General features: G+C 62.4%; 19 protein-coding genes. 9 read left to right on the top strand and 10 right to left on the bottom strand.

From position 1 onward, the window contains the following. Window positions 1-270: 270 nt before the first annotated feature. Complete coding sequence (locus AC1DT6_RS32075) at window positions 271-1,224, bottom strand: TetR/AcrR family transcriptional regulator (protein ID WP_477115245.1); 954 nt, start codon at window positions 1,222-1,224, stop codon at window positions 271-273. A 322-nt stretch (window positions 1,225-1,546) separates the two neighbouring features. On the opposite strand from AC1DT6_RS32075, the gene AC1DT6_RS32080 reads away from it, so the two are divergent. Further along, window positions 1,547-2,476, top strand: a complete 930-nt coding sequence (locus AC1DT6_RS32080; protein ID WP_477115206.1) for a LysR family transcriptional regulator — start codon at window positions 1,547-1,549, stop codon at window positions 2,474-2,476. Window positions 2,477-2,512: 36 nt separating this feature from the next. Here AC1DT6_RS32080 and AC1DT6_RS32085 read toward each other — a convergent pair whose 3' ends face one another. Next, complete coding sequence (locus AC1DT6_RS32085) at window positions 2,513-3,139, bottom strand: LysE family translocator (RefSeq protein ID WP_477115207.1); 627 nt, start codon at window positions 3,137-3,139, stop codon at window positions 2,513-2,515. 234 nt (window positions 3,140-3,373) lie between these two features. Here AC1DT6_RS32085 and AC1DT6_RS32090 point away from each other — a divergent pair, with 234 nt between their 5' ends. Together AC1DT6_RS32090 and AC1DT6_RS32095 are read left to right on the top strand one after the other, a co-directional pair. Then, the gene (locus AC1DT6_RS32090) at window positions 3,374-4,342 is read left to right on the top strand and encodes a Bug family tripartite tricarboxylate transporter substrate binding protein (protein ID WP_441630265.1); all 969 of its coding nucleotides are present in this window, start codon (window positions 3,374-3,376) and stop codon (window positions 4,340-4,342) included. Window positions 4,343-4,464: 122 nt separating this feature from the next. Further along, a complete protein-coding gene (locus AC1DT6_RS32095) occupies window positions 4,465-5,436 on the top strand; it encodes a M14 family metallopeptidase (protein WP_447435685.1) in 972 nt (323 codons plus the stop codon). Between the two features lie 30 nt (window positions 5,437-5,466). On the opposite strand, the gene AC1DT6_RS32100 is transcribed toward AC1DT6_RS32095, so the two are convergent. The 5 genes from AC1DT6_RS32100 to AC1DT6_RS32120 form a co-directional block, all read right to left on the bottom strand. Then, window positions 5,467-5,994, bottom strand: coding sequence for an Sbal_3080 family lipoprotein (locus AC1DT6_RS32100; protein WP_441630261.1), 528 nt, complete (start codon window positions 5,992-5,994; stop codon window positions 5,467-5,469). Between the two features lie 316 nt (window positions 5,995-6,310). Further along, the gene (locus tag AC1DT6_RS32105) at window positions 6,311-6,544 is read right to left on the bottom strand and encodes a hypothetical protein (protein ID WP_441630259.1); all 234 of its coding nucleotides are present in this window, start codon (window positions 6,542-6,544) and stop codon (window positions 6,311-6,313) included. A 232-nt stretch (window positions 6,545-6,776) separates the two neighbouring features. Beyond that, the gene (locus AC1DT6_RS32110; RefSeq protein ID WP_441630257.1) at window positions 6,777-6,980 is read right to left on the bottom strand and encodes a hypothetical protein; all 204 of its coding nucleotides are present in this window, start codon (window positions 6,978-6,980) and stop codon (window positions 6,777-6,779) included. 54 nt (window positions 6,981-7,034) lie between these two features. After that, window positions 7,035-7,655 (bottom strand): OB-fold putative lipoprotein, encoded by a 621-nt coding sequence (locus AC1DT6_RS32115; protein WP_477115208.1) that lies wholly within the window; start codon window positions 7,653-7,655, stop codon window positions 7,035-7,037. 274 nt (window positions 7,656-7,929) lie between these two features. After that, window positions 7,930-8,337: a hypothetical protein gene (locus AC1DT6_RS32120; protein WP_035863698.1), complete on the bottom strand. Its 408-nt coding sequence runs from the start codon at window positions 8,335-8,337 to the stop codon at window positions 7,930-7,932. A 217-nt stretch (window positions 8,338-8,554) separates the two neighbouring features. Between AC1DT6_RS32120 and AC1DT6_RS32125 the strand changes: the two genes are divergently transcribed. Continuing rightward, a complete protein-coding gene (locus AC1DT6_RS32125; RefSeq protein ID WP_477115209.1) occupies window positions 8,555-9,232 on the top strand; it encodes a methyltransferase family protein in 678 nt (225 codons plus the stop codon). A gap of 46 nt (window positions 9,233-9,278) precedes the next feature. On the opposite strand, the gene AC1DT6_RS32130 is transcribed toward AC1DT6_RS32125, so the two are convergent. Next, window positions 9,279-9,731 carry a PA2169 family four-helix-bundle protein gene (locus AC1DT6_RS32130; protein WP_276290527.1) on the bottom strand — a complete coding sequence of 151 codons (453 nt, stop codon included), beginning with the start codon at window positions 9,729-9,731 and terminating at the stop codon, window positions 9,279-9,281. A 580-nt stretch (window positions 9,732-10,311) separates the two neighbouring features. Between AC1DT6_RS32130 and AC1DT6_RS32135 the strand changes: the two genes are divergently transcribed. Continuing rightward, window positions 10,312-10,884, top strand: coding sequence for a phosphatase PAP2 family protein (locus AC1DT6_RS32135; protein ID WP_477104476.1), 573 nt, complete (start codon window positions 10,312-10,314; stop codon window positions 10,882-10,884). A 96-nt stretch (window positions 10,885-10,980) separates the two neighbouring features. On the opposite strand, the gene AC1DT6_RS32140 is transcribed toward AC1DT6_RS32135, so the two are convergent. Continuing rightward, window positions 10,981-12,303, bottom strand: coding sequence for an SGNH/GDSL hydrolase family protein (locus AC1DT6_RS32140; protein WP_441630250.1), 1,323 nt, complete (start codon window positions 12,301-12,303; stop codon window positions 10,981-10,983). Window positions 12,304-13,801: 1,498 nt separating this feature from the next. After that, window positions 13,802-14,989 carry a Fic family protein gene (locus AC1DT6_RS32145; protein WP_477115210.1) on the bottom strand — a complete coding sequence of 396 codons (1,188 nt, stop codon included), beginning with the start codon at window positions 14,987-14,989 and terminating at the stop codon, window positions 13,802-13,804. A gap of 591 nt (window positions 14,990-15,580) precedes the next feature. Here AC1DT6_RS32145 and AC1DT6_RS32150 point away from each other — a divergent pair. The 4 genes from AC1DT6_RS32150 (at window position 15,581) to AC1DT6_RS32165 (ending at window position 22,823) form a co-directional block, all read left to right on the top strand. Beyond that, complete coding sequence (locus tag AC1DT6_RS32150) at window positions 15,581-18,370, top strand: class I SAM-dependent DNA methyltransferase (RefSeq protein ID WP_477115211.1); 2,790 nt, start codon at window positions 15,581-15,583, stop codon at window positions 18,368-18,370. Beyond that, complete coding sequence (locus tag AC1DT6_RS32155) at window positions 18,367-20,490, top strand: DEAD/DEAH box helicase (RefSeq protein WP_477115212.1); 2,124 nt, start codon at window positions 18,367-18,369, stop codon at window positions 20,488-20,490. Before AC1DT6_RS32150 ends, AC1DT6_RS32155 begins: the two co-directional genes overlap by 4 nt. Continuing rightward, entirely contained in the window at window positions 20,483-21,715 is a 1,233-nt protein-coding gene (locus tag AC1DT6_RS32160) for a GIY-YIG nuclease family protein (RefSeq protein WP_477115213.1), read from the top strand. Before AC1DT6_RS32155 ends, AC1DT6_RS32160 begins: the two co-directional genes overlap by 8 nt. Window positions 21,716-22,232: 517 nt before the next feature. Next, window positions 22,233-22,823 carry a recombinase family protein gene (locus AC1DT6_RS32165; protein ID WP_477115214.1) on the top strand — a complete coding sequence of 197 codons (591 nt, stop codon included), beginning with the start codon at window positions 22,233-22,235 and terminating at the stop codon, window positions 22,821-22,823. The last annotated feature ends 2 nt before the right edge of the window (window positions 22,824-22,825 follow it).

Genomic DNA, 22,825 nt, shown 5'->3' on the forward strand with positions numbered 1-22,825 from the left:
GCCGGGGGCCAAACTCACATCGCCTTAAGGCGATGCTCAAACATGGCCCCCTCTTTTCCGCTCTTTTTGCCTGCCGACGAGAACGCCCCATACGGCCTGGTGCACCTTGACGGCTCGCTTCGCATCGCGCTGGGGTGTGGCCCGCCCTTGAGGGCGCTCCACACGGCTACGCCGAATCGTGGTTCTGGCGATATCGCTTTTTTCTGCAGCTCTTCGCTTACTCGATCCTTCGATCTTCGGACTTTGACGGGGCCGCAGTTGTATGCCGCGCTAGGTCCTGGAGCGCATGCGCATCCAGTCGTCGAGCGGATTGCTGGGAAAGATGATGGGCTGCTCGCGTGCGCCGGGCACCGCCAGGCTGGCGATGGCGGCGCGCGCGGCGCCTTCGCTGCGTGTCGTGCGGCGTGGCTTGCGCGGGGCGGTGGGCAAGGTGTCGGCGCGTTGCGCCTGTTGTGCCTGTCTTGCCTGTTCTGCCGCCAGGGCATTCGACGCGATTTGCCCGGCGCGTTCTTCGGCGTGCTGGGTCTCGCCGATCAGGAACACGTCCTGGAGCGCGGACAGTTGCTGGCCGGCCGGCACGGGGGCCTTCAGCGCGGCCACCACCAGCGCGCTCAATTGGGCGAGCACGTGCGCGTCGCTCTGGTCCTGGCCCTGCGCGAATGCCGGCAGCAGGTCGCCGGGCGCATCGCCGGCCAGCACGCCTGCCAGTGCCTTGAGCGCGAAGTTCAGGCGCCAGCCGAGTTCACGCCGCGGGATCTGGGGCAGCGCGCGGGCGAAGGCGTCGGAGAAGCGGCCGAGTACCGGCGCGTAGTGGCCGAGCAGGTAGGACTGGATAAAGGGAGAGGTATCCGAATACACGCGCCCCAGCAGCCGCAGGAACGACGGGCCGCCCACCTCGGGCTCGCGCGCCATCTGCAGCGCGGGCACGAACAGTGCGCCCATCACGTGTTCGCATCGCAACTGCTCGCCCGGCCAGCGTGTCTCGCAGGCGTCGAGCAGCGCCAGGCGGCGTGCATTGAGCGGATCGAGCCGGCGGCCCAGCACCGCCTGCATCATGATGTCTTTACTGCGGAAGTGGTAGTTGACCGCGGCGAGGTTGACGATGGCGCGCGATGTCACTTGCCGTAGCGAGGTGGCCTCGTAGCCCACCTCGATAAACAGGCGCTCGGTGGCGTCAAGAATGCGCGCCTTGGTGTCTCCTGCCGTGCCTTTTACGGTCTTCATATTGGGCGTGTCTCGTATTGTCATGCGGTGGATCCCCGGCGAAACTCCACGCACCGCGACAGCTTCCTGCTCTGACGGCAAACGGATGCTTGAAACGGCTGTACGGAGCCTAGCGAGCGCGGCGAGTGTTTCACAAGTGCAATATTGGAGTGTTGCCTCTAATCTTCCCGGGATCCGCCTGAGGATCCGCTTGCCGCGCGTGCGTGATCCGGGCCCCGCGCGCGGGGGTGCCAGGCGCGGACAGCTACAATATTCGCAGCGCCGCGCATGCGATGGCGCCTCTCTCCCTACCACTTCTGCACGCGCGTTGGCGCGAGTCCTTATGCATATCCGCTGGCTCGAGGATTTTGTGTGCCTGGCCCAGGCCGGCAGCCTCGCGCGCGCGGCGGAGCTGCGCAACGTCACCCCGCCCGCGTTCGGGCGCCGCATGCAGGCGCTGGAAGTCTGGGCGGGCGCGCCGCTGATCGACCGCAGTGTGTTCCCCGTGCGCCTCACCGACGAGGGACGGCAATTCCTGGAAGCCGCCCAGAGCGCGCTGCGCACGCTGGACGAGACGCGGCTGTCGCTGCGCGCGGCGCATCGCGCCGATGCCAGCACGGTGGTGATTGCCACCGGCAAGACGCTGGCGCGCTCGATGCTGCCGGCGTGGCTGGCCGGCCTGCGCCATGCGTTGCGCAACGACAAGGTGGCGGCGAATTTCCGCACCCGGCTTTCCACCTTTCCCGCGCATGACGCGCTGGCGATGTTCACCGAAGGCGATGCCGATTTCCTGCTCTGCTACAACTCGCCCGAGCAGCCGGTGACGCTGGACAACGCGCGCTACCAGTACCACCTGGTGGGCGAGGAACGCCTGGTCTGCGTGAGCGCCGCGGCGGACGGCGGCGGGCCGCAGTACAAGCTGCTCGCACGTGGCCAGCGCGCGCCGGTGCCGATGATCGCCTACGCCGAGACGCTGACGCTGGGGCGCATGGTCAACGGCGAGATCGCGCGGCGCGGGCTGGCCAGCCGGCTCGATGTGATCGCCGTCAGCGATTTCGCCGAGTCGGTGCATGAAATGGTGCGCCAGCGCATGGGCCTGGCGTGGCTGCCGGCGCGGCTGGTCGCCGACGATCTCCACGCCGGGCGGCTGGTGCGCGCCGGACTGGAAGTGGGCGGCGAGACCGACCTGGCGATGCAGATCCTGCTCTATCGCCCGCGCTCGCCCATGCGGGCGCTGGCGGAGGCGTTCTGGGGCGCGGCGGTGGTGGCCTAGGCGTCCGGCTTCCTCCGGTTGGCCCGCATCAATCCGTCAATGCATCAGCGCAGCCAGCGTCATGGCTACAAGGATCGCCGCCATCGAGACATTGATCAGGCGCGAACTCACCGGATCATGGAGGAAGCGGGACAGCGAAACGCCGGCCAGCAGCCAGCACAAGTGGATGACGGCAATCATCGCGCTCAGCACCGCGATCTTGACGATGGCGTCCAGGCCCTGGTGCCCGGCGATGACGGTGGTGCCCGCCAGCACGGCGCCAATCGCCAGGTAGGCCTTGGGGTTGGCGATGGCCAGCAGGAAGCCGCCGGCGAACGCGGGAGCCGTCAGCGCCCTCCTCTGGTCTCCGAGCGGTGGCGCGGTGGCAATCCTGAACGCCAGGTAGAGGATGTAGGCGGCAGACAGGACGCCGAGCACGCGCGCGCCGTGCGGCACCGACGCGACTAGCGCCACCACGCCCGTCGAAGCCATCAGCAGCACCGCGATGGTGCCGGCGATCAGCCCGCAGGCATAGCCGAGCGAGCGCCGCACGCCATGGGCGGCACCGACGGCCGTGACGCTGATCGTCGAGGGCCCTGGGCTCCCCATGACGACCACCGATGCCAGGACCAGCGCCGCGAGCGGACGCCAGATCCCCGGCATGGAAGCAAGCAGGTTTTCCATCGCGTCTCCGTCAGGCTGGTTCGTTGAACACGACTTTATGGCGGGGCAACGGATGCCGTCTTGAACGATTGTGCGTGGGATGGCGCCGCGATTTTGTCCGCCTCGCATGTCGCATCGGCCACTTGCCAAAACGGCAAGCGCCATTGCCAAAGCCGCATGTTGCTGCAGGCGCGCGCTCTCTAATATCGCCGGATATCTGCATACCTGCATATCCAAAAAGGGGAGAGACCTGCCATGAACAAACTGCTGCGTGCGGCTGCTGCCGCATCCTTCTGTGTGCTTGCCGGCGGCGCCGGCGCCTCGGGCTGGCCCGCCAAGCCGATCTCGCTGGTGGTGGGCTACACCGCCGGCGGCAGCGTCGACCTGGTGGCGCGCACGATCGCGCCGGAGCTGGGCAAGCGCTTGGGCCAGAGCGTGGTCATCGAGAACCTGGGCGGCGCCGGCGGCACCATCGGCGCCTCCAAGGTGGTCAAGGCCGATGCCGACGGCTACACGCTGCTGATGGGGTCGGGCAGCGAGGTCTCGATCGCGCGCCTGACCAATCCCGCCGTGCGCTACGACGGCGAGCGCGACCTGGCGCCGATCACCTTTGTCGGCACCCAGCCGATGGTGCTGGTGGGCAAGTCCGCGCTGCCGGCCAAGAACGCCGACGAGCTGATCGCGCTGGCCAAGGCGCAGCCGGGCAAGCTGGCCTATGCGTCGTCCGGCGTGGGCACGCCGCTGAACCTGGCCGGCGAACTGATCAAGCAGCAGGGCAAGGTCAATATCACCCATGTGCCCTACAAGGGGGCTTCCGCCATGTCGACCGACCTCCTCGGCGGCCAGATCGACCTCGCCGTGATGGTGCTGTCGTCGGCCCTGCCCCATATCCAGGCCGGCCGGGTCAAGGCCTACGGCGTGACCGAAGGGCACCGCGCCCAGGTGGCGCCCAATGTCCCCGCGCTGTCCGAAAGCAGCGCGCTCAAGGGCGTGGACATGGGCGTGTGGTTCGGCCTGATGGCGCCGGCCAATACCCCGCGCGCCGTGGTCGACCGCGTGAACACCGAGATGCAGGCCGTGCTGGCCATGCCCGAAGTGAAGAAGAAGCTGGCAGAAGCCGGCGTGGAAGTCGCGCCGGGCGGCCCGGCCCAGTTCGGCACCTTTATCAAGCGCGAAACGGTGAAGTACAAGAGCATCGTCCAGACCGCCGGCATCCACGAATAAGCGGCGGCAGGCGTACCATTTGCTTGTCGCAAGCGGCGGCGCCGCCACGGTGCCGCCTGTTTTTCTTTGCTGCTCCCGGCCGATCCCACTGGCAACCCAGGCAACCTAGCCGACCCACAGACATGACGACCACTGCCCCCAGCTTCGACGCTTACCCGGTTGAAGTCGAATTCCCCGATATCCGCCCCTATGCCGCCGGCAACTGCGGCGTGCCCTACGTCCACACCTTCGATAGTGGCGTGCCCGGCCCGCACGTGATGGTCAACGCGCTGACCCACGGCAACGAAGTGTGCGGCGCCATCACCGTCAAGGCACTGCTGGATCTCGGCGTGCGTCCGCGCCGCGGCCGCCTGACGCTGGCCTTCGCCAACGTCGACGCGTACCACACCTTCGATGCGGCCCGCCCGGATGCGTCGCGCTACGTGGACCAGGACTTCAACCGCGTGTGGACGGCGGCCGTGCTGGACGACACCACCCGCGATTCATCCGAGCTGCGCCGCGCGCGTGCCATGCGCCCGGTCATCGATACCGTGGACCTGCTGCTGGATCTGCACTCCATGCACGAGAAGAGCCTGCCGCTGATCGTCTCCGGCCCGCTCGACAAGGGCATCGCCCTCGCGCGCGCCGTGGGTGCGCCGGCCAACGTGATCGTGGATGAAGGCCACCCCGAAGGCCGCCGCATGCGTGACTACGAAGGCTTTGGCGACCCGGCCAGCGCCAGGAACGCGCTGCTGATCGAGTGCGGCCAGCATTGGGAAGCCACCGCCGTGGGCGTGGCCAAGGACAGCACCGCGCGCTTCCTGCTCAACGCCGGCGTGATCGATGCCGACGACGTGCCCGCCGGCTGGCTGTGGCTCCTGCACCCGCAGCGGGTGGTACGCGTGACGGAGCCGGTGGTGGCCAGCAGCATGGATTTCCGCTTCGCCGGCGCGTACACCGGGCTGGAAACCTTCGCCGAGGCTGGCACCGTGATCGGCTGGCGCGATGGCGAGCCGGTGGTCACGCCGTACCCGGATTGCGTACTGGTCATGCCTTCGTTGCGGCAACTGCGCCCCGGCGTCACCGTGGTGCGGCTGGGCCAGGTGATCGGCTGACTGGCCGCCGGTCCGCGCACGGGCGGGTGTTCAAGCTGGCGTAGCCGGTGAAGGCGGCGCGGCGGGCGCGCCTGCCGTGCCGGTGGTGGACTGCTTGGGCCGCATGCCGGGCAGCAACTGATCGACCAGTTCCTCGATCTTTGCCTCGGGCACCACCAGGTTGCTCAGATTCAGGCCGCCGGCGCTGCGCAGCGCGTCGTAGTTCGCCTTGCCGGCGCGGTCGCCGCCGATGTAGACGACGATCTCGGCTGAACTGAGGAAATCGCGCCAGTACGACTGCCGTTGCGCGACAAAAGTCGCGGTATAGGGGCACGAGGCAATCGATGCGCCGGGTGACAAGACCTTGAACTCGAAGCCGCGCGCCTGGATGGAATCGCGCAGCGCGTCCATGTAGGCGTTGCCGACCGGGTTGCTGATCACGCAGAACAGCGTACCGTCGGCCGGCTGCGCTGCGGCGATGCGGTCGCCGCGGTCGACCGGGACGACGGACTGGTAGGTGGCGCAGCCGGTGGCCAGCAAGCCCAGGCTGGCGGTGGCGGCTAGCAATGCTTTCTTCATGATGCTCCTGGTTCGCTGCTGCAAGGGTGCCCAGCGCACCCCGGCGCCGGCGGACCTGCCCGGCGGCTGCCGTGGCGGCGCGCCTGGCGGGATGAACCGTGTTGTCGGCAGGCGCGAGCGCCAACTTTAGGCCATCGTGGCGGCGGCAATCGGTGGAACAGAGCGGGGAAAAGGGTCCGGCGGTGGCGTCCGGCTGCATGCGCGAGGTGCCGGACGCAAAAAACGGCCAGCCGTAGCGGCTGGCCAGGAAGGGTACTTCCCCTGGAGACTGGCGGTTCGACCCGGTGCCAGCTTGTCCGGGCGCCGTCATGCAGCCTCAGGCAACAAACGCCTGGCGGCAGCGCAGCGCCATCACCTGCGCCTCGAAGGCACGGGCAGCGCGCTGCGCGAACTGGTCGCGGCGGCGCTGGCGGGGTTGGGAATCCGACCGGCCGGTGGCAACGGGCTCCAGCCCGGCGACCTCCCACGCGCGGCGTGTCACGGCGAGGATGTTGGCGAGTGCCTGGGCTTGCGGCGCGGTGCTACTGCCCCGGAGGAGACTTTCCATCATGATATTCGGCGCCGCCGGCACTGAAGCGAGCTTCAGGCTCCGGCGCAGGCGTTTGTTCGTATCGTGATGGAAAGATATACAGCGCCAGGGCTCCGCATTATCGACGGCGCGCCGATCCTGCTGTGGGATGCGTCCTACAAGGCCCCGGAGGGGCGTCGGCCGCACTGTTTGCGGCGGTTGTCATTCCAGACGGTGTCGGGTTTTGACTCGCTCGGCGCCTTCGTCCGGCGCTTCAGGTCTTTGCCGGGCCGCCGCTCGCCATCGTCCCCACCACCATCAGGCAGATGGCCGCAAGGAAGACACCCACCAGCAGGATCTGCAAGCGTCCCACCGGACGGCCCTTGAGGAAGGCGTTGCTGATAAAGGGCGGGGACACCAGGCCCACCACGGTGACGATCAGGATGGTCAGGGCGAGTACGGAAAGCAGGGTTTGCATGCGAAGTATCGATCCGGAGGCTTGCGGCAAAAAGGGATAAGTCAGTGCTCGCGCTCAGTTTGCGCCGCCGCGCACAAGGCAGCCTTCGAGCACGGGCGAGCCATCCACCTGGCCGGCGCCGGTGCACTCCACGGCCACTTTCTGTCCGCGCCGCACCATGGTGCCGCGCGCTTCCACCTCGCAGGTGCGCCCGGCGGGGCCGCAGATCTGTATCGGCAAGAGCTTGGCGCGTACCACAAGGGCGGGGCTGTTGGAGCGGATATCGAGGAATACCGAGTCGTTCGCCTCGCGCCGCACGCCGCTGGCCACGCCTTCCACGATGAAATACTTGCCGCGGTAGCGGTCGTCGGCCGCGCCAGCGTCTTCCTGGTAGTCATCGACCAGCGTGTCCGCCTGGTATTGCGGCAGGATGTCGGTGGTGCGCTTCGGGTCGATGCTGATCGGGTCCAGCGTACCGTTCTTGGGCACGCCGCGCGCGCCGCTGTTGGGTTCGGACGCGGGGGAGGCCTGGGCCACCGGCTCTGCGGCCGGCTCCATCTGTTGTTCTTCATGGTTGCCGGTGAGCCACAACATGGCAAGCACGGCCAACGCAACAATGGCGATAAGGATTTGCTGGGTACGGTTCAAAACGGGGTTTCCTGCGATAAAAATAGGCCGTCGCGCTGCCAGGCGCATGTTTGTGCATCGACATTCCGGCGCTGCGCGGCCACTTGGCCGGGGTACCCGCCAGCCCGCCTGTGGCAACGCTTTGCGCCGTCAATCCAGGCGTCGCGGCGGGGGCGCCGGAAAAGTTGCCCACAGCTTTGCCCACAGGGTTGTTCGGTCTTCTCCACAGACTTGTCCACAGCCTGAGGGGGGGCCGCGCCGGGTTGCCGGAGGGCATGCGCTTCCAACCCGCGATGTGACTCAATAATGGCTTCCGCGGGGCTCGCGGGTTTGGCGTAAGGGATCAGTGCAAGTGGCGCAGCCCGGCTTCGCCGTCGTCCTCGTCTTCCCAGTCCTCATGCTCGACCGGGACGTCGGGTGCCATGTCGAACACCATCGAGTGGTGCTGCACGGTAAACCAGTCGCGAAACTGCTGCAGCGTCAGCGTTTCGGGCCACAGGCTTTCGTCGAACCACTCGCCCAGCATGAATTCGAAGAAGGCGCGCCAGCGCTGTTCCACCCACAACAGCGCTTCCGGTGAAGTCGCGACATCATCCGGGACCAGGAACACACTCTGGTCCTCGCGCACATGCTCAAGGGTGAGGGTGGCCACCGGATCGGTATCCACGGCCATGATCCACTCGAAGAAGGGCTGCTGCGGCACCAGGATGACGAGCGAGCGATTGAGGGTAAAGCGCGGATGATCGGACATGGCAGGGGCTCGTTCGCTGAAACGGCCCATTGTAGCGGTTGGCCGCGCCGGCATGCGATTCATTGGAGGGGCAAGCGGCCCAGCCCGCTCCGGCCCCGGGCGAGCGCGCCGGCTGGCGCCGCCGGCCTGCCAGTTGCGTGCTAACGTGAAGACATGACAGGCACGCGGTGGCCGGTTCGATTGCCTGCGCCGTTGCCTGATACACGAAGAGGCCAACATGGGATTCAAGGTCGGGTTCACGCTCGCCGTGGAGGCGCTGTTCTTTGCGGTCTTGTTGTTTGGCGCGGCGGGAACGCTGGCCTGGCCCGCCGGCTGGGTGTATCTCATCCTGTTCTTTGGTGGCGGCGCCTGGGCAACGCAGCGTCTGGCGCGGTACGATCCCGCGCTGCTCGCCGAGCGCATGAAAATGCCTTTTCAACCAGGTCAGCCGCTATGGGACAAGCTGCTGCTGCCGGTGGTGGGCGTTGCCTGGTGTGCCTGGCTGGTACTGATGGGCCTGGACGCGGTGCGCTACCGCTGGTCCGCGATGCCGCTCTGGCTGCAGTGCGCGGGCGCCGTGCTGCTGGTGCTGTCGTTTCCCGCGATCGACCGCGTGTTTCACGCAAACACCTTCCTCGCCGCTGTCGTCCGGATCCAGTCCGAGCGCGGGCATCGCGTGGTTTCAACCGGCCCCTACGCCGTGGTTCGCCATCCGCTCTATGCCGTCATGCTGGTTTTCCTGCCGGCCAACGCCTTGCTGCTTGGCTCCTGGTATGGCATGGCGGGATCGCTGGTGCTCGCCGGCGGCATCGTCTTTCGCACGGCAATGGAAGACCGCGAACTACTGCGCGGCCTTGCCGGCTACGCAGCGTACGCGGCCAGGGTGCGGTACCGGCTGATCCCGTTCGTCTGGTGAGCGGCCGGCGCCCGCCGCCGTTCGGCGAGATCCGGGGATCGGTGAATCAGTGAATCTGCATCCCCCGCATGGCATGGATGCGGTCGTGATGCCACTGGATACCCTCGTACTGGCGTTGCACCACCGCACGGATCTCGGGCGGCATGTCCTTCATCAGCGCCGACTGGTATTCCCGCTTGGCGGCTTCCTCGTCGCGTTCGCAAAGCTGCAGCACCGCATCGTCGTTGTGCGGCGCGATGACATGCAGCACCTCCATCCAGCCGCGATGCAGCGTGCCCCCCATGCTGCCGCGATCACGCGGCTCGGCGCCCAGCGCGGTCACCAGCGCCTGCAACTCCATCACCGAGGCGCGGCAGGATTCCGCCGTGCCGGTCAGGATGGCGCGTATCTCGGGGTTATGCACTTCGCGGGCCCCGGTCGTGCAGCTGAGCTCGCCGTCCTTGCCGACCTCGATCAGGTGGTTCAGGGTGGAGACGAGAGGTACTTGCGCGTTGTTCATGACATTCTCCTTGCCTGGGTCCGGGCCGATCATGAAGCCGTGCGCACATCTGCACCTGCGCGGGACGCATCGCCCCGGCGCCTGTCCAGAAGCCAGGCCCCCGATTCCTGCCTTTGCCGCGCGGCATGCTTGCCATGGCTTGCGGGCCGGCTGCCGTGCTGGCCGGCCCGCAGCCGCGGGTAGCGCGGACAGCGCCACCGACATGTTTAGTATAGAAGTTGGGGAGTGCAGGACAACGGCGCTTCGCGCACCGTACAGGACGTGCAAAAACGCAACGCGAAATGTGCCAGACTATGCCCTTGTTCAAGCAGAGGGTTCCGAGTCGCCTGGCTTCGTTTTAGTGTGCGATCTTGTGCGTCAGCAAAAAAAGCGTGACTTGCGCCAATCGGGGTCTCTCCTATGCTTGCCAAGCCCCGGAACAGGTGATTAACGATTGCTATTTCGTGCATGTGGCGAGGACGCGATGAACGCATTTGATAGCAGTATCATTCACTTCCTGCATCAGTTCGCTTTCCGATCGGTTTTTATCGACCGCGCGGCGTTGGCCATGACCCAGTTCTATATGCTCCGCGGCTTGCCGATGATCGCGCTGCTGTGGTGGGTCTGGTTCCGCGATGGCCCGGACAAGCTGCGCGACCAGGAAATCGTTGTGACCACGATTGTCGCCGGTCTTTGCGTGCTGGTCCTGGGCCGGTTCCTGGCGCACTGGGTGCCTTTCCGCATCCGTCCCTTTGCGAACCCTGAACTGGGGTTGCGCTTTCTCGTGTCCTCGGAAGACCGGATCCGAACCTGGAGCGCCTTCCCGAGCGATCATGCGATGCTGTGGTGCGCCGTGGCGACCGGCGTGCTGGTCGCGTCCTGGCGCATCGGCATCTTTGCGCTGGCGTATGCCATCCTGTTTATCTGCATGTCACGTGTCTATGTCGGGCTGCATCATCCGACGGACGTGCTGGGCGGGGCAGCGCTGGGCGTGGCAATGTGCCTGTTGCTGAATCTTACGCGGTGCCGCCACTTTATAGCGGCCCCGGTCCTGCAGTTTTCCCGCCGCCACCAAAGTTCCTTCCATGTGGGCATGTTCCTGCTGAGCTTTGGACTGGTGACCCATTTTGACGAGTTGCTCATGCTGGGCTCCTCGTTGCTGAAATTCATCTGACTGAAGTACACCTGACCCAGCGACGCCATGCGGCGGGAGGAAAGCCAACGCTGCGTTGCGCGGCTATCCGCTTCCTTCCCGCCGCGGGCAGTGCCGTCAGAATGTGTTCAACACCTGTTTCACCGCGGCCGCGACCTTGCCTGCCAGGTAGACATGGCCAGCGGCCGAGGGATGGGCGCCATCGTCGGAGACGTACACGTCGCCATTTCCGTCGCCCTTCGGATGGGCAACATTGCCTGTCCCGGTTTGCCACTGTTCCGCCACGTTATCGATGAAATAGAAGTTGGCGCGCGTGCCGACCGCCGCCTTGATGGCATCCCGCTGCTCAGTGCGGGGAAAGCCCGGCGACCAAGGGCCGATGACAAAGACGATGGTGTTCGGCAGGTTCTTTGCTACAGCGTCGAACACGGCGGTGGCTTCCGCTTGCAGCTCTGCCTTGGAAGAACCCGTGTCATTGATGCCGCCGGCGACGACGAGAACATGCGGATTGAAAGGAAAGACGTCGGTTGCCAACCGGTCGCGGAACTTGAGTTTGGGGGAAGGCGCGGCCAGATAGCCTGTGGCCCCGACCCCGGACTGATACATGTCCTTCCACCCAGCCAGGTATCCGAGCTGGGCCGCGTAGTTGTCAAAGCTATACCCGACTGCGGCCATGCCTTCCGTAAATGAGTCGCCGAGCACCACGGCCCGCACCCTGGGTTCCGCGGGCGGCGCGGAAATGGCGTCGCCAGGTGCAAGGCGCACGCCGCCGAAGCGCATGTTCGGCGTCTCGATGCGGATCCGCCTTGACTTCCTGCTGCCCTGGAAATCGACCCGGGTCAGGTACAGGTTTCCATCGTCCGGATAGGCGACTGGCGTGGTGGAGGCGTACTCCCCGTCTACCAGGAACCGATGGGCGGAGGCATCGACATTACCCTTCACCAGAATCTCGAACGTCGGCGCATCGGTGACGAATTCGATGTAATAGACGTTGGAATCCAGTCCCAGCCCCCCGTAGTTCACCGCGGTATTCTTGACCAGATCCGCGTCCGGATAGAGGAGACCGGCTTGCACGACAGCGCCGATGTAGCGTAGCGCGGCAGTGTTACCGGGGAGTACCAGCGTGCTGCCGGCGATGTTCGACGGCATATTCGCCGTTCCCGGCGTAATGATCGGCGGCGAAGCCATTGTCTTCGGTGCCGCACCGCTTGCTGCGGCCGCCTTGAGCAGCGCCTTGGTGGTTTGTAATTCCGTCTGCGGCGTCGACGGTGTAGTCACCGGCGTGGCTACGGGTGTCGGCGGGGTTGTGCTGCTTCCCCCTGTGCCTGAGCTATTGGTTGCAACCGCGGTGCCACTGTCACCGCCACCGCCACCGCCACCGCATCCGGAGACCAGTCCAACAATCAGAAACATTGAAAACGCAGCCAGCTTTGAGATCATCCCTTGCTCCCTGTTTCATCGCATGTCTCCCCGTTTTTTTGGATAGTTGCATGAGAAGAAGGGGCTGGTCTTTCCCCCAGAGAGCTTAGTGCCGGGCCATCTTCATCCGACAACAGGATGAGACTTTATGACGAGTGGTTGCGTGTAGACGGATATTGACAGATGTTGATGGACGTCCGGGGTGGACTGTTTGCCTGCGGCACACCGTTACCAATACAGAAGCTAGCAATGTGCTACAAGATACTGATTTGAAATAAAATTTCTGTTTGATGTGTCGAATTGTGTACTAACTTGTGTACTAAAAACTCTGAGTGCTCGTGCTTATCCACAGGCCATCCCCCTAACAGAGCGCGGAAGGCGTGAACCTTGCGAGCGTCAGCGGGCTTTCGCGTTGAGGACCACCCTCGAATTTCCTCACCAGTCCACGGTCCTCAGCGCCTGCTTAAACTCGGCTGGCGGATCACCTTCAAATTTCCTCACCTTTCCGCCTCGCTTCCAAGCTCATTGGCCGAAGGACTACCAAACAATGGGTCGAAAAGCCCATAAATAGGGCCTCCCCGCCCGGATTAATTGGAACATGCCCCCAAAGTTGCCCCAAGCATGGCATGGTGACCCAGGCACCCACAGTCGTCACTCTATGCATCCGTGCGCGTTTCCGATGGCAGGCCACATGAACACGCCGGTACGGGATCATGGGTGAGCGAACTGGTCAAGTTGAGGACTTTCTGGACGCGTGCCCGCAGACCAGGTCCTCCCTGACCGATAGGCTTCCCGGCGAGGTCCTCTGCCATATCAAGGGAAGCGACGAGGCGCGCCAGTCGTACCTGCTAGAGGCACTTGACGCCAAGAGGGCTCTCCACCCGAACATGTCAGCCTTCCGGATTTCGAGAGGCATGTTCACGCTCAAAGTACAAGTTGACGATACACAGTACGAAGTCCCCCYCGAAGGCAAGCAATGAACTCGGGCGCAACGTTACCTTCGGGCCAGAGGGGTGGGACTAACTGCCGACGGCTGCAGGCGCCTACTAGCTTCGCTGGAATTTGGGTGCCGTAAGAATGCTCGGACGGACGACGAGCCACGTCATCCAGCCCCAGAAGACGGCATAACGTGGACTGATGCCCTTTCATGCCCACAGGTAACTCTTTGAATGAAGGCAGGACAGGCCATGTCGCCCGGCTTGTGTCAAACACTCGCTTCGTCGCCGGTCTCGGAGTGACTGTCAACGGGTGACACTTTCAAGCCACATCACCTGATATCAGGGCCGGTTGCCCCGGTGTGAATCACCGAGGGTTTGGCCCAAAAGTGTCGAAATTCGACACTCCCAGAGGAAGCTAGCGGTCGTCAGATTCGAGGCTGTGCGTGACAGATCAGGCGTTGAACAAGGGATAGCTTGCTGCAGGCAAGGCGGGGCAAGGAATATTTCATCGATCGCCTATTTCGTACCCCGTTTCCTACCCGGCTTCGGATCCGCTAGCCGTCCGCATACGCTGAAACGGTCTATGCTGCCGCTTGCGCAGCACCGACTTCAGGCCGGCGATCCAATTGATCCGGGATGAACCCGTTCGCCGCCAGCGCTGGGATGAGACCTCGCATCAGATAGCTACTGGCGAACCCAGCGCAGTAGGTCCTTGCCCCAGGTTCGATGGGAACAAGCATCCGCCCCTCCACCAATTTCCGAATTTGGTAGGTGCGCTGGGTAGGGTTCAGGCCCGGCATGACCTCTGCCAAGTCCGCCGATTTGACTTGCCCACTTTTGACCGCCTTACTGAGTACCGCGGCCTCCAACGGGGTCACCAACTGCCGTTCGCGCGCGAAGGCAAGCGCGGGGTCCAAAATGTGTTGCTGGAGATACTTGAAGTCTGTCAGGCGATTGATCTTACGGATTTCGGTTGCGATCCCTTCCAAGACATAAATGCACCAGCTTTCCAAGCCTTCCTTTGTCCCCGTATCGCCCTGCGCCAGCATCGCGTAGTACTGCTCGCGGTTGTTGCAGAACACGGCAGTCGGATTGAGGATACGATCGCCGCTGGACTGTACGTTGAACCCATACTTGATCATCATTGCGTAGGTAAGCAGCCGCACGACGCGCCCGTTACCGTTTGAGAATGGATGGATCCAGCCGAAACGATGGTGGGCCAGCGCGACCTTCATCAAGTCGTACTTCGGGGCGTCCTTGCGGTTGATGAAGCCAACCAACTCCTCCATGTAGGCCTGTACCGAACCGGCGTCCGGCGGCAAGTGCTCGGACTTACTGATCCTAACCGCGCCAGTGCGGAATGCTCCGGGGGTTCTGTCCCCTTCGCGCACAAGCCCATTGACAGCCAAGTTATGGAGTTCGCGAATGAAGGTTGACGTGATCTGAGTGCCGTGTGAGATGGCTTCCTCCGCGTACTTCATCGCTTCCTCGATGTTTGCGATCTCACGCAATTGGTCGCTGGCCGAAGACGTGCCCTCGATCTTGCTTTCGATGTAATCGGCGAGCGTAGTATTGTTCCCTTCGATCCGGGCCGAGCCCAAACTTTCCATAATGTGAAAAATGGATTTCAGTTGATAGAAGATGGCCGGAGGCGTTGTGCCGGACAAACTGAGTCTGCGCAAGTGCTCCAGATCCGTCAGGACGTCAACCAATGGCGAGTCGAAAGCGGGGTTGAGCAAACCAAGGTCGTGGTGATGGAACGAAGCCATGACGAAAAACTATCTCCAAGAGAAGTTCACAACATGTGCACTGGGGTGCAACGGTAAGTTGAGTTTAAGCCAAATATTCTAAGACAATTCAAAGGGTTAGCGAAGTGCTTAGCAAGAGTTTTGTGAAAACGCAGCCAACAAGATGTTCACAGACGTAAATGTGGATCTACAGGGAACGCAGGGCCGATCATGCAATTGTGCTTCATGATTCATATTTTGCATCGGCAGGGAAGTCGCGTAAAAGTATCGCAATCGGACCGCCCCCCTTGTGCCTTCGTGCAAGCGCGGCGTTGCACCTGCCTTCAGGTGCGGTATAACGTCTCGGCACCCGGCACCGCGGAAAGCCTCGCATGGGCAGGTGCGATCACGTCTGATGTATCGTTTGGGACATGACTTGGCACCAGGTTGGTCGTCCGGTGCGCCCTCGGTTGGGAACTGGGTGGTGAGCCTGTCCCTCTCCGGTTCCTTGTCGCTAAGGCGGTGACCTGCCGAAGTGACTGGCGGGGTTCTGAACGCGGCACGTCCATTTTTCTGCTTGGGTCTCTAGCCGGCCTTGGCATAATGGTGGACTAATGCCCATCTGCGACATCCATGAACGCTGTTGAAATCGAAGCCGCCGTTTCTGAACTGGCTGATGCCTCCTTTGACGCCAAGGAATTCCCCTATGCCTTCCTTGCTGCCTTCGGCAATAAGGAGACAACGATCGCCCGCCTACGCAAAGGTGATACCAACAAATCGGATCACGCGGGCGGTGTGCTGCAGCGCAACAACATCCACTTAGCCGTAGCTCCCTCTGGTCAGGTTGGTCAGACGCTAAGTGCCCTGCGCGCGAGCCCGGAAACCGCCAGGGGCAAGGTCAAGTTCGTACTGGCCACTGATGGCCAGACCTTGGAAGCCGAGGAGCTACTCACCGGCGAAACATTAGCGTGCGACTACCCGAAATTCGCGGGCCACTTCGGCTTCTTTCTTCCGCTGGCCGGCATTTCCACGATCAAGGAAATTAAGGACAGCGCCGTCGACATCCGCGCGACTGGCCGCCTAAACAAGCTCTACCTGGAACTGCTGCGCGAAAACGCTGACTGGGCCAAGGAAGAGCGCCGCCACGACATGAATAACTTCATGGCGAGGTTGATCTTCTGTTTCTTCGCCGAGGACACAGGCATCTTCGGGGGCTCCAGTCTTTTCACGAAGACGGTCGACCAGATGAGCGAAACGACGTCGGCCAACACGCACGAGGTGATACGCACGATCTTCCAGGCGATGAATGTGCCGACCAAGGGCAACGCTCGCGACGCAGCCAAGATGCCGGCCTGGGCCGACCGGTTCCCTTACGTCAACGGCGGCCTGTTTGGCGGTAGCATCGAGGTGCCCCGCTTCACGCGCATCGCCCGCACCTACCTGCTTCACGCCGGTCAACTCAGCTGGCACGAAATCAACCCGGACATCTTCGGCTCAATGATCCAGGCGGTCGCGGACGACGAAGAGCGTGGCGCCTTGGGTATGCACTACACCAGCGTGCCGAACATTCTGAAGGTGCTCAACCCGCTATTCCTCAACGACCTGCGTGACCAACTACAAGCTGCTGGCGACAATAAGGCGAAGCTGCTGAATCTGCGCAAGCGCATGGCACGCATCCGCGTGTTCGACCCGGCCTGCGGCTCGGGCAACTTCCTCGTCATCGCCTACAAGCAGATGCGCGAGATCGAGGCGGAAATCAATCGACGACGGGAAGAACCAGGCCTGAAATCAGTTATCCCGCTGACGAATTTCCGTGGCATCGAACTGCGTGACTTCCCGGCCGAGATTGCACGTCTGGCGCTCATCATCGCGGAATACCAGTGCGACGTGCTGTACCGGGGTCAGATGGAAGCGGTGCAAGAGTTCCTGCCCTTGGACGCTGAGAACTGGATTACTTGCGGTAACGCTCTCCGCCTCGATTGGTTGGCACTGTGCCCTCCGACTGGCACCGGCGTGAAGCTCGTGGCGGACGACCTATTCCAAACGCCGCTGGCGCAACCCGAAATCGACTTCGAGAACGAGGGGGGGGAAATTTACGTCTGCGGCAACCCTCCTTACTACGGAAGTAGAAAGCAAGAAGAAATACAAAAACACGACATCCAAGATTTGTGTGGCCATTTTATTAAAAAATGGAAATCGCTCGATTATGTGGCTGGTTGGTTTCTTTGCGCAAAGCGATACATGGAGACCACAAATGCAGAATGCGCATTCGTGGCAACAAGCTCTATATGCGAAGGCTTGCAAGTCGGCATCTTATGGCCGCACATACTGAACAGCAACATAAGTTTGAAATTTGGCGTTCGCCCATTCAAATGGGCGAACTTGGCCGCAAAAAATGCTGGCGTTACGGTGGTGATTGTCGGGCTCACCAATAAGATTGGTCAACAGAAGGTTTTATTCTCAGAGGGAGGGACAATCCAACGCGTCGATGCTCTATCCCCGTATCTTGCCCCTAGCAAGACAGTGTTTGTAGACGCGATCCCGGAGCCTATATCGGCTCTTCCGAAGATGGTAACTGGCAGCATGCCGCGTGATGGCGGCAATTTGATTCTGAGTACCCCAGAAGCGGCTAGCCTCCTTAAGTCGCACCCTGAATCTAATCAATTCATCCGTCAATACATCGGCTCGGACGAGCTAATTAATGGTGGGCGACGACATTGCCTTTGGATTGGAGACAATGAAGTTAGGCAGGCGCGAAGCATGCCCGAGATTAACAGCAGACTCATTGAAGTTAGCAGGTTTCGCAGTGAAAGCACACTAGACTCCACTCGGGAGTATGCCGATAAGCCTCATCGCTTTGTTTACCTTGCTGGCAAGGCAAAATACCGAACCATTGCCGTAGGAACGGTATCCTCGGAGAGACGCCAATTTCTCCCAGTGGATATGTTTGATAGCAAATCCATCATTAGCAACCTGGCACTTGCGCTCTACGATTCGCCAGCTTGGTGCCTATCGTTAATATCATCTCGCCTACATTTGGTATGGATCGCTGCTGTTTGCGGCAAACTGGAAACTCGGTATCGCTACTCAAACACTCTGGGTTGGAACACCTTCCCAGTCCCAACACTAACCGAACAGAACAAGGTCGACTTGACCCGTCGTGCCGAGGACATTTTGCTGGCCCGTGAAGCCCATTTCCCGGCTACGATCGCCGATCTGTACGATCCGGATACCATGCCAGAGAACCTTCGTCGCGCCCACGAGCAAAACGACGAAACACTGGAACGCATCTATATCGGCCGCCGGTTCCGTAACGACACCGAGCGACTGGAAAAGCTGTTTGACCTTTATACGAAGATGACGGTGGCCGAACCGAAGCAGACCAAGAGAACGAACACGCGAGCACGGAAGACCGCGTCATGAATACGCCCGAGATCAACCCCACCAACCAATACACTCTCCCCGCCGTCTCAATCAAGACGGCTCGCACCGGCGTTTCGAGCAACGCTAACTCATTGGGCATGCGCCCGATGCAGGAGCGCGCCTACGCCAGGCGCGGCGAACAATACCTTTTGATCAAATCGCCGCCCGCGTCGGGCAAGTCCCGCGCCCTGATGTTCATCGCGCTGGACAAGCTGCACAACCAGGGCATCAAGCAGGCGCTGATCGTTGTGCCGGAGCGCTCGATCGGTGGCAGCTTCGCCGACGAGCCGCTGACCAAGTATGGGTTCTGGGCCGACTGGATGATCAAGCCGCAATGGAACCTGTGCAACACGCCCAGCGCCGATGACGTCAAGTTCGCGCACTCCAAGGTCAAGGCCGTGGGCGAGTTCCTCGCGAGCGACGATAAGGTCCTCGTCTGCACGCACGCGACTTTCCGTTTCGCCGTCCAAGACTTGGGCATCGAGGCCTTCGACAACCGTCTGATCGCGGTCGACGAGTTCCACCACGTCAGCAGCAACACAGAAAGCAACATCCTGGGTAGCCAGCTGGCCGACCTTATCGGACGCGACAAGACGCATCTGGTCGCGATGACCGGCTCCTACTTCCGTGGCGACGCCGAAGCGGTGCTGTCTCCCGGCGATGAGGCACGGTTCGAGACGGTGACCTACACCTATTACGAGCAGCTCAACGGCTATGAATATCTCAAATCGCTCGAAATCGGCTATTTTTTCTACACTGGCCGGTATCTGGACGCGATCATGAAGGTGCTCGACCCGTCGCTCAAAACGATTGTGCACATCCCGAACGTTAATTCGCGGGAGAGCCTGAAAGACAAGCACAAGGAAGTCGAAGAAATCATGGCTAACCTCGGCCACTGGGAAGGCATCGACCCTGTGACCGGTTTCCATCGGATCAAACGGTCGGACGGGCGCATTATCAAAGTGGCCGACTTGGTGGACGACGGCGATCAGCGTTCGACCGTCCTGTCGGCGTTGAAGGCACCTGCCCAGAAGAATAACCGTGATCACGTCGACGTCATCATCGCGCTGGGCATGGCCAAGGAAGGATTCGACTGGATCTGGTGCGAGCACGCTCTGACCGTGGGTTACCGGAACAGTTTGACCGAAATCGTACAGATCATCGGCCGCGCCACCCGCGACGCGCCAGGCAAGGAAATCGCTCGCTTCACCAACCTGATCGCCGAGCCGGATGCCTCCGAGGAAATGGTCGCCGACGCCATCAACGACACGTTGAAGGCGATCGCCGCGAGCCTACTTATGGAGCAGGTGCTGACGCCCCGGTTCGAGTTCACTCCCAAGAACAAGGGCAAGATTGAAGGCTTCGACTACGGCCCCGACGGCTACCAGGAGGGCCAACTCAACATCGGCGTGAACCCCGACGACGGACGCGTCCACGTCGAGATCAAGGGCTTGGTCGAACCCAAGTCCGAAGAAGCGGCCCGCATATGCAAGGAAGACATCAATGAGGTGCTGACGGCGTTCGTCCAGGACCGCAAGACCTTGGAACGTGGTCTGTTCGACCACGATGGCACCATCCCCGAGGAACTGACGATCATGCAAATGGGCAAGATCGTCCGGGAGCGCTACCCTCACCTCGAAGAGGACGACCAAGAGGCCGTCCGCCAATACGCGGTCGCCGCGCTGGCATTCACCCAGCAGACCAAGCAGCTCGATCTGCCTGAAGAAGGGGACGGGGGCGGAGGCGACGACGTTACGCCGCGTGCCAACTTGGCGCTGATCCAAGGCATCAAGCAAATCGCCATGAACGTGCGCGACCTCGACATCGACCTGATCGACCGGATCAACCCATTCGACGCGGCTTACGCGATCCTGGCCAAGGCGATGGACGAGAAGACGCTCCGCCAAGTGCAGTCGGTCATCGCAGCCCGGAAGGTCAGCATCCCGATCGAGGAAGCCCGCGAACTCGCGAAGCGCGCTCTGATCTTCAAGCAAGAGCGCGGTCGCCTGCCCGACCTTAGTTCGCCCGACCCGTGGGAGAAACGTATGGCCGAAGGCATCGCAGCGCTTGCCAGTTTCAGGAAAGCCGAAATGAAGAAGGAAGCCAACGGCCGTGAGTAAGAAAGCCAAATCCGCATCGCCCGACCTGTCTGACGACGACCTGCTCGGACAGTTGGGTGTCGAGGTCGAAGTCGAGGTCGTGGGTGGCCATACCGCGCAAGAAGAACGGATCATCGCCGGCTTCGAAGAGATCCAACGCTTCGTCGAGCAGCACGGTCAACCACCTCGTCACGGCGAGGGACTGGATATCTTCGAGCGCCTCTACGCCGTCCGTCTGGATCGCCTGCGTCGCCTGCCCGAAGCCCGCTCGCTGCTGGCTGGGCTGGACACGCAGGATTTGCTGGCGCAACCGACGGGAGAGGCCAATGTCGATCCAGATTCGCTTGGCGACGACGACCTGCTCACCGAACTCGGCATCGACGCCACCGAAGCTCTGGCGGAGAATGACATCACGGTGCTTAGGCACGTAAAATCGCGCGCCGAAAAAGCCATTGCCGAGGACATCGCCAACCGCACGTCCTGCGAGGACTTTGAGCAATTCAAGCCCCTCTTCGAAGAAGCCAAGAACGGTTTGAAGAGCGGCACCTGGGAGTCGCTGCCCTTCGCAAAAGATTCGGAAATCAAGCTGGAAAACATCCAGCATGGCAACTTCTTCATCATCAATGGCCAGATCGCTTACATCGCCGAGAAGGGCGATGAAATCAAGACGTCGGTGGCCGACCGTCAAGACGCCCGGTTGCGCGTCATATACGACAACGCGACCGAAAACCACCTGCTGATGCGCTCCTTCCAGAAGGCGCTTTACCGCGACGAAGTACCGCGGCGCCTGCGCAAGATCGATGTCGGTCCACTGTTCAGCGGCGAGTGGGAAGACAGCGACGTGCAGAGTGGCACCATTTACGTGCTGCGCAGTCTGTCCGACGAACCGCTCATCGCGCAGCACCGTCAGGTCATCCACAAGATCGGCGTGACTGGCGGCAGGGTCGAGACCCGTATCGCCGACGCCGAGAACGACCCGACCTACCTGTGCGCCCCGGTCGAGGTCGTGGCCACGTACAAGCTCGCCGGCGTCAACCGGACGAAGGTCGAAGGACTGTTCCACAAAATTTTCGCCAACGCTCAATTCGACATGGCTTTGCCGCCGCGGTACGGCAAGCCGGTGCGTCCGCAGGAGTGGTTCCTAGTGCCACTGTCTGTCATTGACGAAGCCGTGCAAGGCATTTTGGACGGCTCGATTGCAGGCAAGGTCTACGACCGTGCGACGGGGAAGTTGGTGAACCGGTAGTCGGTGGTCTCGCCGGCGGCCGGGACTGTGGCCCTTCGGATAAAGCCGGCGACACTTCGGCCCGCCCTCATAGAGAGAGTCGGTTAGCAGCGACCCGCCGACACCGGAGGATGGGGCGTGACGGTGACTATTGGCATTTCGTCGAAGCAGTCTGGTGACACGCAGTGCGTCCCTCGTTGCGGTACTGGCAGCAAAGCGTGAGCGCGCACGCTCCCTGCTCGATATAGGCGAACCTAAGGGATCCGGCGGCACTGAGAGTGCGCTTGCCCTCGCCAAAGGTAAGGCAGCGGCAGGGGCTTCGAATCGCGGAGCATGCAATGCGGCCCCAGACCTGTACATCTCAATAGTTGCCGGCCGTGGCGACCGTGGTTTGCGCGCTCGCTTCCACGCCAGCGAATTGTCCGAAAACGACCGTCTACGTACTCCGGCCGTCGGTATGTACAAAAATTAGTCTTTACATGTTTCGTACAGGCGGCATACTGCGTACACCCAAACCGTACACATCAGGAACGCAGCCATGTCCCGAACCTTCGCCTACGCCCGGGTCTCCACATCGGACCAGACAACCGACAACCAGGTGCTCGAGATACAGGTGGCCGGCTTCGCGGTCGAGCCGCACCGCATCGTCGTCGAGAACATTTCCGGATCGGTCGCCGCCGGCGAGCGCCCCGGGTTCGCCAAGCTGCTGCACAAGCTGGAGGCGGGTGATGTGCTGATCGTCACGAAGCTCGATCGCCTGGGGCGGAATGCGATGGACGTGCGCGCTACGGTGGAGCGCCTGGCCACAATGGGCGTGCGGATCCACTGCCTGGCGCTCGGTGGCGTCGACCTGACCAGCGCGGCCGGCAAGATGACCATGGGCGTGCTAAACGCGGTTGCGGAATTCGAGCGTGACCTGCTGATCGAGCGCACGCAGGCTGGGCTCGCTCGCGCCAAGTCAGAGGGAAAGGCTCTGGGCCGGCCGGCGGCGCTCTCTGAAGCGGAGCAGGCCGAGGCGCTGGCGAAGCTCGCCGCCGGCGTCTCGATCGCCCAGCTCGCACGCGACTATGGCACGACCAGGCAGAGCATCATGCGCGCCCGGGCCCGGGCAGCGAGCCGCCCGAGCTGAGG

Source organism: Cupriavidus sp. 01L45 (assembly GCF_056399885.1).

Bases quoted from the DNA above. Each gene is read 5' to 3' on its own strand.
- AC1DT6_RS32075 (WP_477115245.1), bottom strand. From the start codon at position 1,224: ATGAAGACCGTAAAAGGCACGGCAGGAGACACCAAGGCGCGCATTCTT.
- AC1DT6_RS32080 (WP_477115206.1), top strand. From the start codon at position 1,547: ATGCATATCCGCTGGCTCGAGGATTTTGTGTGCCTGGCCCAGGCCGGC.
- AC1DT6_RS32085 (WP_477115207.1), bottom strand. From the start codon at position 3,139: ATGGAAAACCTGCTTGCTTCCATGCCGGGGATCTGGCGTCCGCTCGCG.
- AC1DT6_RS32090 (WP_441630265.1), top strand. From the start codon at position 3,374: ATGAACAAACTGCTGCGTGCGGCTGCTGCCGCATCCTTCTGTGTGCTT.
- AC1DT6_RS32095 (WP_447435685.1), top strand. From the start codon at position 4,465: ATGACGACCACTGCCCCCAGCTTCGACGCTTACCCGGTTGAAGTCGAA.
- AC1DT6_RS32100 (WP_441630261.1), bottom strand. From the start codon at position 5,994: ATGAAGAAAGCATTGCTAGCCGCCACCGCCAGCCTGGGCTTGCTGGCC.
- AC1DT6_RS32105 (WP_441630259.1), bottom strand. From the start codon at position 6,544: ATGATGGAAAGTCTCCTCCGGGGCAGTAGCACCGCGCCGCAAGCCCAG.
- AC1DT6_RS32110 (WP_441630257.1), bottom strand. From the start codon at position 6,980: ATGCAAACCCTGCTTTCCGTACTCGCCCTGACCATCCTGATCGTCACC.
- AC1DT6_RS32115 (WP_477115208.1), bottom strand. From the start codon at position 7,655: ATGCGCCTGGCAGCGCGACGGCCTATTTTTATCGCAGGAAACCCCGTT.
- AC1DT6_RS32120 (WP_035863698.1), bottom strand. From the start codon at position 8,337: ATGTCCGATCATCCGCGCTTTACCCTCAATCGCTCGCTCGTCATCCTG.
- AC1DT6_RS32125 (WP_477115209.1), top strand. From the start codon at position 8,555: ATGGGATTCAAGGTCGGGTTCACGCTCGCCGTGGAGGCGCTGTTCTTT.
- AC1DT6_RS32130 (WP_276290527.1), bottom strand. From the start codon at position 9,731: ATGAACAACGCGCAAGTACCTCTCGTCTCCACCCTGAACCACCTGATC.
- AC1DT6_RS32135 (WP_477104476.1), top strand. From the start codon at position 10,312: ATGATCGCGCTGCTGTGGTGGGTCTGGTTCCGCGATGGCCCGGACAAG.
- AC1DT6_RS32140 (WP_441630250.1), bottom strand. From the start codon at position 12,303: ATGATCTCAAAGCTGGCTGCGTTTTCAATGTTTCTGATTGTTGGACTG.
- AC1DT6_RS32145 (WP_477115210.1), bottom strand. From the start codon at position 14,989: ATGGCTTCGTTCCATCACCACGACCTTGGTTTGCTCAACCCCGCTTTC.
- AC1DT6_RS32150 (WP_477115211.1), top strand. From the start codon at position 15,581: ATGAACGCTGTTGAAATCGAAGCCGCCGTTTCTGAACTGGCTGATGCC.
- AC1DT6_RS32155 (WP_477115212.1), top strand. From the start codon at position 18,367: ATGAATACGCCCGAGATCAACCCCACCAACCAATACACTCTCCCCGCC.
- AC1DT6_RS32165 (WP_477115214.1), top strand. From the start codon at position 22,233: ATGTCCCGAACCTTCGCCTACGCCCGGGTCTCCACATCGGACCAGACA.